Below are 10,586 nucleotides of genomic sequence, written 5' to 3' on the forward strand. Positions count from 1 at the left end.
CTCATAGAACTAACTGAACACTCTGCTTATATTTTTTACGTTTTTTATCCGAGCCTGTTCAATCCTTCCTCATACACCGATTCAGGCATCTTCACATAGCCCACCTGAGATACAAGCTCCTTTCCCTCGGTGAGGTAGTATTTTACGAATTCCTTTACCTCAGGGCGCTTCAGGGATTCTTTATTGACATAAATGAACAGCGGTCTTGATAGTGGGTTATAGGTGCCGTCATTGATTGTCTGCTCAGATGGAAGAACTGGTCCTTTACCGCCATCTATTGCTACCAGCTTCAGCTTGCCGGGATTTTCAACATAGTATGCATAGCCAAAGTATCCGAGAGCATTTTTCTCTCCTGCAATAGCCTGAACGAGGATATTATCATCCGCACTTGCAGTGTAATCAGACCTGCTGGCTTTCTCCTCGCCCACTATTGCCTCAGTGAAGTAATCAAAAGTACCTGAATCAGTATCTGCCCCTACAAGGATTATCTTCTCATCGGGCCATTCGGAGCGCACGTCCTTCCATGTCTTCACAGTGCTGCCGGGCTCCCATATCTTCTTGAGCTCGTCTACTGTAAGATAATCCACCCATGTATTCTGGGGGTTTACCATCACGGAGAGTCCATCGAAGGCGACTTTGAATTCCTCATAGGTTATGCCGTTCTTGGCACAGAGTTCTTTTTCAGTATCCTTTATTGGTCTTGAGGCATCGCTTATATCCGTCTCTCCCGGGCAGAACTTCTTAAAACCACCGCCTGTACCGCTGATACCTACTGTGACCCTTGTATCGGGATATCTATTCTGGAACTCCTCCCCCACGGCTTCGCTTATGGGAAATACCGTGCTTGAGCCGTCTGCCTTAATGGTACCAGAGAGCTGGGAGGAGATAGTATCAGCAGGCCTGTCTATGCATCCGGCTAAGAACACGCCTGCAAGAATCAGAATTATAGTTATTTTAAATCGATTCATACTTGTTATCACCGGCAGCGGATTTATCACCAGATATTATATATCTTCTCACAAGAATCTATAGATACTATAGAAAATCAGTAAAAATAGCGTAAAAAAATTAAAATTCTGTGTTTTGCAGGGGGCAATTTGATTTATTTAAAAGCACAGCAACTTGCTGTAGCTGAAATGAAGGCTGTGAAGCAATTTAAAACATACGAAAGTTCTGTCATGAGTTTCATCCTCTTATAAATGCAATCTCTATAGAGGTGAACAGGATATTATTCTGTTCGTCTCTGCCGATTATTCTACCGCTAACTATGAGCTTTTCTGAAGCTATATTTATTCGGTCTCCTATTTTGAAATCTGATATATCTCCCGTAACATGAACTATGCCGTTGTTCAGAGGCTTTAGCCTGATTTCCTGCAGCGTGACATTACTGAGTCTATTATTTAAATAGATTAGAATCCTTTCAGTTTCTTGGTTAAACATGAGTTTCCCGTACGTAAGACTCATAGTACTTCCTCTTTTAGGCTGAAATTCTAACGAGCAGATTCAACAGTCTGTTCTGGATAATATGCTATTACAGGCGTTAACCACTGTAATCCCTTAGTAAATTCTCTGATCTGTGCAAGGCTTTTCAGGGTATCCTCTTTACCTGAATTTTTAAGTTCAAGGATCAAATTTCTTGCATCGGTCTTTCGGATATTTTTAAATACTTCCCTGAAATTTATCTTTCCAAGTCCTAGAGGAAGGTGGCGGTCCCAAAACATTGATTCTTCTGGTTTCATAATACCGAAGTTATCGTGCAGATGGAACTGGTTTATGTATTCACCCAGTTCAAAATAATCATCCAGAGATACCCCATAGGCATTGGAAGTAATAAATGCATGGCCGATGTCCAGATTTATCTTCAAATGCTCTGAACCTACCGCCTCGATTATATACAAAATTTCCCCCGGAAGCACGCCAATTTTATTTCTTCCAGCCCTGTCAAACAGGTTCTCTAAGAGAAGAGTGGCGCCATATTCCTCCGCAAGAGCAGATAGGCGAATTAAATTAATAATGCTCAGATTCCGGCATTTTCTTGAGTCTGTCAGATTGCCCGGATGTATAACTATGTATCTCACTTCTATTTTTGCTGCGATCTTGAGGACCTTTTCCATAACAGCAAAATTTTTCCTGTCATTCGTTGAGAAATCTACTCTTATTCTCTCGATTTCAGAGTCGCTGTGTGGAGCATGGATCGTAAATCCAACACCAAAAGCAGAAATAAGCTCTGTAGCTTTTGATAATAGTTCTTTCTCTTTTTCCTCTTCTAAAAAATTCTCATCCAGACCCAGTTCAATAATCTCAACTTCACTGGCGTCGATTATTCCTCCAAATTCTCTTATTTTTAGGGAGTTGATGCCTATTTTTGGACATTTTTCCATAGATTTAAATTGGAGTATATATTCTATATACTTTTTCCAAATAATTTCTATATACTATAGAAAATCAGTAAAATCTATGCGATTTATTTAATGGGGCATTCCAGTGATGAAAGATCAATTGAAAAATTTAGAGAAACCAGGGATATTATTGAATAAAGAAATTGATTTCTGAACTCAAACCTTCTCTGGCGAGTACCTGACAGCCAGAACCCTTATCACTCCAAGCACCAGCAGCAGCGCCGAAAGTGAGAATACCGTCTCATATCCAAATGACCTTGAGTAAAGCCCGACCGTAATCTCGCGCATGACAATTAAAATCGTGGCATCGGTTATCAGGGTGAGCTTGATTCTCTCGTGTCTGGAATAGTCAGCAAAGGTCTTGAAAAACTCGATTACAATAAAAAGCGTGAGAACATTTGTAACTATTTTGTGAAAGCCTCCTTCAATTGAGTCAACCGCAACAAAGCGCATGTCCAGTAAAATCCGCAGCATACCTGCTATGAGCGCAAGTAGCAGTACATACAGGATAACGGTAACAATGGAATCAGTGATCTTTTTGAAAAATTTTGCATGGTCTATCATTTAAATACCATCATAAGAGCAAGTAAGATCAGAAGAACTATCAGAAGAATTTCGATTTTGTTAAGGCTTTGCATTCTCATTCTTTACTCTGCTTTATCACGAGGTAATCAGTTTGGTTATTGATGCAGAGCATATATGGTATTCCTCAGCTATCGCATGCTTTGCTTTTGTTAAGGCATCCTGCGCATTAAATCCCTTTGCTATAAACTCCTCTCTTTTTTCACAAATATATACGAGGATATCAAGTGCATTCATGATCTCAGCCCACTTTACTTGGCAGTAAACCCGCCGCGCATGAATATATACAGCTCCTTATCCTCTTTACCCATTTCCTGAAATTCCTCTTTGGGTGAGTGACGTTTTGCCCCACAGGGTAACATTTTTTCTAAAATTTCCTCCGTCTCTTTCATTTCTGTCAAGCTTTTTTTCAAAATTGTCGTGAGGACGTCCGAGAAGCACCATCTTTTCACCAGGGAGCTTCTGCACCTGACACAGCAGTATTTCCTCAAGCTTGCTTCGCTGAGGTTCAGGACCTGAAATACTGATCAGGAAATCAAGGTCTTCGGGTACATTCATTTTGTGAGAAGGACATAGAATCCCCGTATAGTATGCCTTCATGTTCGTCGTTCTCCGCGTTGAGTGACATAACTTCCCACTAAGACAAACAGTATTAGGGTTATTATCTGAAATGATTACACGCTCGAATTTTTTATGGAAATATTCATTAATATACAAGGAAAACGTTTCAACAGGTTTAATGTAATAAGGAAGGCTGAAGCGTAGCTGGTGCGATATAAAAAAAGAAGGAATTTTATCTGAATACACACCGAGGCGGCTATCACTTATCACCATGTCGTACTTATTGTTTGATAGCAGGCGATTAGTAATTTTCTTTTCATCGGAGAGTGCCTTTGTTAAATTCGGAATGCTCAGAGTAAATTTTGGCAAAAAAAATCTCGTTGAACTATATGGAGCTGGATAGTCCTGGAAGAAGATAAAGTGACAACCGGGGAACTCTTTTTTCAACATTTCAAGTGCACCGCCGCTAGTTGCAATGGTTACCTCATGACCGTGACCTAGCAGTTCTCTGATTATCGGGGTAACCCGGGCGGCATGACCCAATCCCCAGCTAAGCGGACTTATAAACACATGCGCCATATTTCAGCACTCAATCCGTGTTCTCAATCCATTTTCTTTTACCTTTGACGTTCAGGATGATATCTCCCGATACTCCGAAAAAATACGACAGCTGTAACCCGATATACAGTCCGGCACCTATCAACCCAAGGGCTTTTGTCTTTTTTGTGGTTTTATCTATTGCCGAGTACAATATGTCCTGGCTTTTCTCGCCCTTCAGGGAATTATATATCATCTTGATGCTTTCCACTGCTACTTCCCTGCTCCATGACATGCATTCTGACAGGGGAGTTCTGCTTCCGCCGAAGGAGGTTTTTCTTTTAAGGATGGATCTGCGAAGTTCCTCGGAAGTTCTCCCCTCAAAAATCGTGTACCCGTTACCTATCATAGCTATTGAATGGGCGTCGCTGCTCCCCAGCCTTGCCAGTTTTCCGGGAGAGAAGGTCTGTGCCATTAAATTAGAGTAGGCATCACGATGGTATGCATTAAATACTTCCACGCCATCCAGTTTTAAATAGCATATCTTCTTTCCGAGAGATGGACAATGCGGGCTGAAAGGATGAGCTGCTACGGCAACACCTCCCTGGTCGTGTATAAGGTCTATAGTCTCAGGCGCGCCAAGCATGGGTTTGATTTCTTCCTGGATAAACAATGCTAGGATTTCACCATCTGCGCTTGATATTTCTTCGCCAATTACAACGTCGATGCCCGCTGCGCATTTTTTAGCGATGATGGCGCCCCGGATTGTATTATGGTCTGTTATGCACAGGACATCAAGTTTTTTTCTTCGGGCAGCCTCGACTGCTTTGGCGGGCTCAGTAACGGATTCAGGGAAATGGAGAAACGAATATCTCCCGAAGCCCGAACACCTGGTATGAGTATGTATGTCTGCTATACCCTGCTGGTTTTCCTGGTTTATTGCTTCCATGCAGTACAATTATTGCATTGAGAAAATAAAGATAACTTGATAAAATATATAATCTATATAGAGTTTTGAGTTATTGTATCAAGATAAAATAAAAAGTCTATATATTCTATAGTCTAATTCTATAAATATTATTTAGAGTATATAGTTAAAAGTAGAATTAAAAGCCATGAAATAAAAGAAGTATTGAAATGACATGAATAATATAGCTTCTGCAATAAGTTACAGGAATCCTGCCTCCTCTGGCAGTGGTAGAATTATCCTGGTCGGAACCGCTCACGTTTCTGACAGGAGCGTAGCCGAGGTCAATGAAGTTACAGAAAAAAATCGGCGCAGATCAGGGTACCAAGCCTGGTACCGAAATGCTGTCTGCCATTGAAAAAGCCGAGAAAACCGGGGCGCATGTTGCGCTTATCGACAGGGATTTCCAGGTCACGCTCGAGCGCTTCTGGAATAAAATGTCCTTTTTTGAGAAACTGAAACAATGAAAGAATTAATGCAGAATAACCTTTTTCGCATAATACTTGTAGCGGGTCTTGCCAGTCTCGGCAGTATAGTCGGGACTTTTGTGGCTATACCCGTAATGGTTCATTATCTGGGTATTTCCGATCCGCTTGAAATACTTCAGATGGCGCTGAAGACAGGCTCTTAGTCATATACGTCAATAACTGAAACCTTGCATTGTAATAGTCACAAAAGTTTATTGCTTTCTTATCCATGTGATGGTTTGGGATTCATATATGTATGTCATCAAGCGGCATCTACAGACGAGCGATGGAGGACAGCCATGCCTTCACGCCCTCTGCACCAAACGTTGTTTCAAGCTCCGCTTCCCTGATATAATCAATCTTCCAACCTTTGCTGAATGTTGCCCGTATCTCAGCCTGAGTTACTCTCCTTGGCCCATAAGATCCCGGCTCATGCTCACTGAAACAGAGCATGAAATACTTACCGCCAGGATAAAGTACAGAAGATAGACTTGCAGCGAAAATTGGGCGTTCCTCATCCGGGAATACATGGAACAGGCCGCAGTCGATCACAGTATCGAACTTATTCTGAAGTAATTGAAGTTTAAGAGCATCGGAAACGAGAAAGTTTACAGTTATTCCACGTTTTTTGGCTTTCTCTTTTGCTTTCTTGATGGCAGATGGTGCAGCATCTATGCCCCATACTTCAAAACCCAGACTGGCAAGATACAATGCGTTCTCTCCTGTTCCACAACCCACATCAAGCACTCTTCCTCTTATTTCCCCTTCCTCCACAAGCCGGATGAATTCTTTCTGGGGACGCCCGATGTCCCACGGTGGAATACCCTCGTATGCGGAATCGAAAAAATCATGACTTTCCAAATGTTCTATCAATACCATGGATAAAAACTCCAAAATATTGCGGATATCATAATGAACATATGAAGCGGAACGTATAAATAATGAAGGCTCAAAGAGTATGACGGTGATGGTTAGTTTCCAGGGAGGATAAATGTCAAAAGCTATTGAACAGTTGAAATCAGGCATTACAGTAGGCTATGCAGCGCTCGGTCTTCGCGGAGTCTGCTATGAACGCTGTTCATAAATGAACATGAAAAAGACGATTAACAACGAACTCAAAACGAACTTAAACGAACTCATCAGCCCGAGTTCGTATCGAGTTCGTACCAGTTCGTTGTTTTATATTAGCTGAACCACATCGGAATCTAAGATACGATATTTCTGATAATCTGTGATGAAACCCGCTGGGCTAACTTGGAGTTCGGCGACGAACCTTCCGCCCGCACTCTCGTACCGATAGGTCGCTACATCAGTGCGGCGGTAGAGCTGATCGAGCGAGTTGAACTTTTTCATACCAGGCGTATCAGGTAGTGTCCGACAGCAGGTCCATGCTCGAGGGTGAAACTTGGGAAGCGAAGCCAGGCCGCCTGTACCTTTGCCTCCTGGCCAATGGCCAGACCTAGGCGGCGAATCGGAAGCAGGTTTGTGGACGGGCTAAAGTTAAGATCAAGACTAACTCTGCATCGAGAACGCCTTCAGCGCTGCCACCCATGCTGCCAGATCGATGGCTAGGCGCACGTAGTTCAGATGCGCCCACTGCGACGTCATGGCCTTGAGTTTCGATTCGGAAATGGTCTCATCGCGGCGCTGCAGTTTGAGACCTGTGGGAATGAAGTACATGAAAGTCATGATCCTCTCCACGACAACAGCCGCGACCGCACCCAGCCACCATGCACGCATTGCACCCTGGGCCTGCCAGACAGCTACCAGATTAGCTATTGTGAGCAGAGTAAGTGGTACCGTTGTTACGAAAGCCCAGAATTTCGGCCCTGTATCAGGCCAGCGATATGTGGACGGAGAGCTGACCCACTGGGGGACAATAATTCTGGCTTCATAAAGCCCGGCGCCGAACGCAATGCCGAGGTTGATGACAAACAGCCACAACAAGATCTCTGTGATGTATTGCGTCATTTGTCTGTCCCCCTTATTCTTTGGTTCTTACAGTAACTGCCGAAGCTCTTCAGTCAGCTGCTGGGCTAACTCCGGTCTTCCCACAAACTGAGCCCTGCTATTTTGAAAAGCAGTGAAGCGCCATTCAGCATTGCGTTTTATGGCAACAATAGTATGGATTGAGTTTCGGTCTGGCTCAAGGTCTGACCGCCCGGGCATAACTGTCCCGCCAACTGCATGCATGATAGCAACGTCGGGTGTCAGGAAACGCACGCTTCTGACCTTCCCCACAAGACGGCTGCCTCTGAGATACTTGTCAAAGAGCATCTGATGGAACGAAGCGATTTCCCGGCGCCCCTTGAGATGAGTGCCATCGAACCCGATAAAATCGGCATCCTCGGTGTACGGAGCAGCAAAGGCATCGCCATCGCCCCTGTTCCATCCGTCCAGCTGTTGCTGATAAAGGGCTCGGATGGCAGCCTCATCAGCGGGATTCGATGTTTGTGGTCGAGATGTTTGTAAACTCATAATGCATTCCTCCTTAAGCGAGTTATCTAAAGGCTTGTTCCTGAACTGCCTCGGTTTCCCCAAAAGTTTTCTCACATTCTGTTCATATGTTTTTAAATCTTCTAAACTCTTCCCAATGGATCAACTATTACTAACTCCTCGTAATAGGAAGTAGGGTGCGATGGTATTTAAAATTACTTAAATCTGAGCTGTAAAGTTAGCATCATTTAAACCTGGGATACATTTATTAACTTACTAATAACACTTCTAGTATGGGGAAATAAATGAAAATCGGGTTAACCAGTATCTTTGTAGGCTACCAAAAAATGAAAAAATTAATCATCATTTCGTTGGGCGTAATATTGCTTATCTCTCTTTGCGGTTTTCGGACTACGCAATACACCGGTGAAGAGCGGTTATGCCGACGTGAACGGCCTCAATATGTATTACGAAGTTCACGGTGAAGGTGAGCCGCTGGTTTTGCTTCATGGAGCGTATATGACGATCAATCTCAATTTCGGAAAGATGCTGCCGACTCTTGCCAAGAACCGGCAAGTTATCGCTGTTGAGCTGCAGGGACATGGACACACGGAAGACATTGATCGCCCGCTGAGCTTTGAGCAGATGGCTGATGATACGGCGGAACTCCTTCGACAACTGGGGATCGAGAAGGCTGATATTTTGGGATATAGCATGGGTGGCACCGTTGCCGTGGAGCTCGGCATCCGCCATTCAGATCTCGTACGTAAGCTGGTGGTTATTTCGTCACCATATAAGAGAGATGGTTGGTATCCTGAAGTGTATGCGACAATTGAGCATATCACACCCGAAGTGTTCACCGGTTCAGGATTGCCGGAAGCGTATGCCGAAGTTGCGCCAAATCCGGACGGCTGGGCGACATTAGTTGAAAAAGTGAAGAAGCTTGACTTGGAATATATCGGCAGAACACCTGAGGAGTTTCGGTCAATCAAGGCGCCTACCCTGATTGTTATTGGAGATTCCGATGGTGTTCCTCCCGAAAGTGCGGTTGAGATGTTTAAATTGCTCGGTGGTGGGGTATTCGGAGATGTTGATGGTCTTCCACAGTCTCGACTTGCGGTGCTTCCCGGCACCACACACGTTGGCGTGATAGAACGTACTGATTGGTTAGTGCCGATGATTACAGAGTTTCTTGATTAATCTATAGAGGTGAGGAACATGAACATAAAAAGCATTCAGAAAAAGAACCTCATTATTACCCGCGTCTTTGACGCATCAGTCAAGCGGGTTTGGAAGGCATGGACGGAGTCGGAGCGCATGATGCGCTGGTGGGGACCGAAAGGCTTTACTTCACCGCTTGCCAAGATTGATTTTCGTGAGGGTGGAGCATCTCTTATCTGCATGCGTTCACCAGAGGGCAAAGACATCTACAACACCTGGGAATACCGGAAAATCGTGCCGATGCAGCAGACAGAATTCATCCAAAACTTGGCCGACAAAGACGGCAAGAGGATCGACCCTGTCAAGGCGAGCATGCCTCCGGATTTCCCTCAGGATGTGCGTTCTGTTGTAACCTTGAAAGCCAAAGGCGGAAAGACGGAGATGACTGTCACGGAATATGACTATACATCGGATCAAATATTCGACTTATCCGAAGCCGGCTTGGAGCAATGCCTCGATAAGATGGCAGAAAGCTTAAAGTAGTGAATAGTTAATAAAAATATAGTAATCAGTTTTAAGGGGGAATCATTTTGTCAGGCAACAACTCGAACGCACAGCAGCCACCTAAACCTGATCCCGCGCTCAAGCGCCTGGAAAAATTTGTTGGCACTTGGAATATAAAAGGTCGTACGCTTGACTCTAAAGTCGACAACGTATCTGCACGGACTACTTTTGAGTGGCTACCGGGCGGATTCTTTCTAAAACAGAGCTTCGAGGCTGACTTTATGGGCATGAAAATCCAGAGCCTGGAACTCATCGGCTATGACCCGTCGAGCGATACCTTCCCTTCACTTGTCTATTCCAATCTGGCGGGGGTCCCGATTCCATACCGATATGATGTTCGGGGCAAAGACGTAACGATCACGACGGATTTCGGTGGAGGGGCCAGGATGACGGGTAAAATCAGCGAGGACGACAATACCTTCTCGGGCGGTTGGAGGCCGAACCCGGGCAAGGAGGGCCCCGGAAACGTAGCGTACGACTTTGTCGGGACTCGGGTGAGGTAGATGTTCTCTCCAGTCTTTTCCTCTTTTAGGAACCGATTCGAGATCGTTGCTGGTGTGACTGTTAATGCGCAGTCAAGTTCTGATATTGTTGTCCAAAGTCAGCTCTTGAAGGGAGAAGGATATGTCACAAGTAATATCAAAAGACGGCACCTCAATTGCATATGATAAAACTGACAAGGGACTGGCGGTCATCCTGGTGGACGGCACGATGTGCTATCGCCAACATTGGGAAGACGAGGCTGGGGCCATGCCAGAAAGAAATGCTTTTGCTGACAGAATGAACAATATCCCCAAGTTCGCTATTTCAAAAACCCTGGAAGAGCTTGAATGAGGAAAATATACATAACAGGAGAATTCGAATCATGACAACTTCAACTCATGGACATGTTCAGTACATCAATCCCGATAA

16 protein-coding genes and 1 pseudogene are annotated in these 10,586 nt (G+C 44.3%); 6 read left to right on the plus strand and 11 right to left on the minus strand.

The features are described 5' to 3' along the window. Positions 1-44: 44 nt before the first annotated feature. The 7 genes from ANME2D_RS10035 to ANME2D_RS10060 all read right to left on the minus strand — a co-directional run bounded on the left by ANME2D_RS10035 (position 45) and on the right by ANME2D_RS10060 (position 5,028). Positions 45-968: a PstS family phosphate ABC transporter substrate-binding protein gene (locus ANME2D_RS10035; protein WP_048091277.1), complete on the minus strand. Its 924-nt coding sequence runs from the start codon at positions 966-968 to the stop codon at positions 45-47. A 217-nt stretch (positions 969-1,185) separates the two neighbouring features. Continuing rightward, entirely contained in the window at positions 1,186-1,464 is a 279-nt protein-coding gene (locus ANME2D_RS10040) for a hypothetical protein (protein ID WP_048091279.1), read from the minus strand. A gap of 26 nt (positions 1,465-1,490) precedes the next feature. After that, positions 1,491-2,381: a sugar phosphate isomerase/epimerase family protein gene (locus tag ANME2D_RS10045; RefSeq protein WP_048091281.1), complete on the minus strand. Its 891-nt coding sequence runs from the start codon at positions 2,379-2,381 to the stop codon at positions 1,491-1,493. Positions 2,382-2,555: 174 nt separating this feature from the next. Next, positions 2,556-2,963 carry a phosphate-starvation-inducible PsiE family protein gene (locus tag ANME2D_RS10050; RefSeq protein WP_048091283.1) on the minus strand — a complete coding sequence of 136 codons (408 nt, stop codon included), beginning with the start codon at positions 2,961-2,963 and terminating at the stop codon, positions 2,556-2,558. A gap of 96 nt (positions 2,964-3,059) precedes the next feature. Further along, entirely contained in the window at positions 3,060-3,218 is a 159-nt protein-coding gene (locus ANME2D_RS18025) for a hypothetical protein (RefSeq protein ID WP_157834060.1), read from the minus strand. 66 nt (positions 3,219-3,284) lie between these two features. Next, positions 3,285-4,121 (minus strand): hypothetical protein, encoded by an 837-nt coding sequence (locus ANME2D_RS10055; RefSeq protein WP_052368794.1) that lies wholly within the window; start codon positions 4,119-4,121, stop codon positions 3,285-3,287. A gap of 10 nt (positions 4,122-4,131) precedes the next feature. Then, positions 4,132-5,028, minus strand: a complete 897-nt coding sequence (locus ANME2D_RS10060; RefSeq protein WP_048091285.1) for a PHP domain-containing protein — start codon at positions 5,026-5,028, stop codon at positions 4,132-4,134. Between the two features lie 305 nt (positions 5,029-5,333). Between ANME2D_RS10060 and ANME2D_RS10065 the strand changes: the two genes are divergently transcribed. Together ANME2D_RS10065 and ANME2D_RS18030 are read left to right on the plus strand one after the other, a co-directional pair. Next, the gene (locus ANME2D_RS10065; protein ID WP_048091287.1) at positions 5,334-5,513 is read left to right on the plus strand and encodes a hypothetical protein; all 180 of its coding nucleotides are present in this window, start codon (positions 5,334-5,336) and stop codon (positions 5,511-5,513) included. Beyond that, positions 5,510-5,677, plus strand: a complete 168-nt coding sequence (locus ANME2D_RS18030) for a hypothetical protein (RefSeq protein WP_157834061.1) — start codon at positions 5,510-5,512, stop codon at positions 5,675-5,677. The genes ANME2D_RS10065 and ANME2D_RS18030 overlap by 4 nt, the downstream gene beginning before the upstream one ends. 109 nt (positions 5,678-5,786) lie before the next feature. Here ANME2D_RS18030 and ANME2D_RS10070 read toward each other — a convergent pair whose 3' ends face one another. The 4 genes and pseudogenes from ANME2D_RS10070 to ANME2D_RS10080 form a co-directional block, all read right to left on the minus strand. Further along, entirely contained in the window at positions 5,787-6,392 is a 606-nt protein-coding gene (locus ANME2D_RS10070; protein WP_048091833.1) for a class I SAM-dependent methyltransferase, read from the minus strand. A 470-nt stretch (positions 6,393-6,862) separates the two neighbouring features. Further along, positions 6,863-7,015, minus strand: a pseudogene (locus ANME2D_RS19040) (putative glycolipid-binding domain-containing protein); the annotation flags it as partial. Between the two features lie 10 nt (positions 7,016-7,025). Next, positions 7,026-7,484, minus strand: a complete 459-nt coding sequence (locus ANME2D_RS10075; RefSeq protein ID WP_048091289.1) for an anthrone oxygenase family protein — start codon at positions 7,482-7,484, stop codon at positions 7,026-7,028. Between the two features lie 27 nt (positions 7,485-7,511). Then, positions 7,512-8,066: an SgcJ/EcaC family oxidoreductase gene (locus tag ANME2D_RS10080; RefSeq protein WP_198527404.1), complete on the minus strand. Its 555-nt coding sequence runs from the start codon at positions 8,064-8,066 to the stop codon at positions 7,512-7,514. 330 nt (positions 8,067-8,396) lie between these two features. On the opposite strand from ANME2D_RS10080, the gene ANME2D_RS10085 reads away from it, so the two are divergent. The 4 genes from ANME2D_RS10085 (at position 8,397) to ANME2D_RS10100 (ending at position 10,508) form a co-directional block, all read left to right on the plus strand. Continuing rightward, positions 8,397-9,149 carry an alpha/beta fold hydrolase gene (locus tag ANME2D_RS10085; protein ID WP_198527405.1) on the plus strand — a complete coding sequence of 251 codons (753 nt, stop codon included), beginning with the start codon at positions 8,397-8,399 and terminating at the stop codon, positions 9,147-9,149. A gap of 18 nt (positions 9,150-9,167) precedes the next feature. Beyond that, positions 9,168-9,653, plus strand: coding sequence for an SRPBCC family protein (locus ANME2D_RS10090; protein ID WP_048091295.1), 486 nt, complete (start codon positions 9,168-9,170; stop codon positions 9,651-9,653). Between the two features lie 47 nt (positions 9,654-9,700). After that, positions 9,701-10,177 carry a DUF1579 family protein gene (locus tag ANME2D_RS10095; protein ID WP_048091297.1) on the plus strand — a complete coding sequence of 159 codons (477 nt, stop codon included), beginning with the start codon at positions 9,701-9,703 and terminating at the stop codon, positions 10,175-10,177. Positions 10,178-10,298: 121 nt separating this feature from the next. After that, a complete protein-coding gene (locus tag ANME2D_RS10100) occupies positions 10,299-10,508 on the plus strand; it encodes a hypothetical protein (protein WP_048091299.1) in 210 nt (69 codons plus the stop codon). Positions 10,509-10,586 lie beyond the last annotated feature (78 nt).

Source organism: Candidatus Methanoperedens nitratireducens (genome assembly GCF_000685155.1).
Lineage (GTDB): Archaea > Halobacteriota > Methanosarcinia > Methanosarcinales > Methanoperedenaceae > Methanoperedens > Methanoperedens nitratireducens.

Coding starts and splice junctions, on each gene's coding strand:
- ANME2D_RS18030 (WP_157834061.1), top strand. CDS start 5,510: ATGAAAGAATTAATGCAGAATAACCTTTTTCGCATAATACTTGTAGCG.
- ANME2D_RS10065 (WP_048091287.1), top strand. CDS start 5,334: ATGAAGTTACAGAAAAAAATCGGCGCAGATCAGGGTACCAAGCCTGGT.
- ANME2D_RS10070 (WP_048091833.1), bottom strand. CDS start 6,392: ATGGTATTGATAGAACATTTGGAAAGTCATGATTTTTTCGATTCCGCA.
- ANME2D_RS10035 (WP_048091277.1), bottom strand. CDS start 968: ATGAATCGATTTAAAATAACTATAATTCTGATTCTTGCAGGCGTGTTC.
- ANME2D_RS10100 (WP_048091299.1), top strand. CDS start 10,299: ATGTCACAAGTAATATCAAAAGACGGCACCTCAATTGCATATGATAAA.
- ANME2D_RS10090 (WP_048091295.1), top strand. CDS start 9,168: ATGAACATAAAAAGCATTCAGAAAAAGAACCTCATTATTACCCGCGTC.
- ANME2D_RS10040 (WP_048091279.1), bottom strand. CDS start 1,464: ATGAGTCTTACGTACGGGAAACTCATGTTTAACCAAGAAACTGAAAGG.
- ANME2D_RS10055 (WP_052368794.1), bottom strand. CDS start 4,121: ATGGCGCATGTGTTTATAAGTCCGCTTAGCTGGGGATTGGGTCATGCC.
- ANME2D_RS18025 (WP_157834060.1), bottom strand. CDS start 3,218: ATGAATGCACTTGATATCCTCGTATATATTTGTGAAAAAAGAGAGGAG.
- ANME2D_RS10075 (WP_048091289.1), bottom strand. CDS start 7,484: ATGACGCAATACATCACAGAGATCTTGTTGTGGCTGTTTGTCATCAAC.
- ANME2D_RS10060 (WP_048091285.1), bottom strand. CDS start 5,028: ATGGAAGCAATAAACCAGGAAAACCAGCAGGGTATAGCAGACATACAT.
- ANME2D_RS10045 (WP_048091281.1), bottom strand. CDS start 2,381: ATGGAAAAATGTCCAAAAATAGGCATCAACTCCCTAAAAATAAGAGAA.
- ANME2D_RS10050 (WP_048091283.1), bottom strand. CDS start 2,963: ATGATAGACCATGCAAAATTTTTCAAAAAGATCACTGATTCCATTGTT.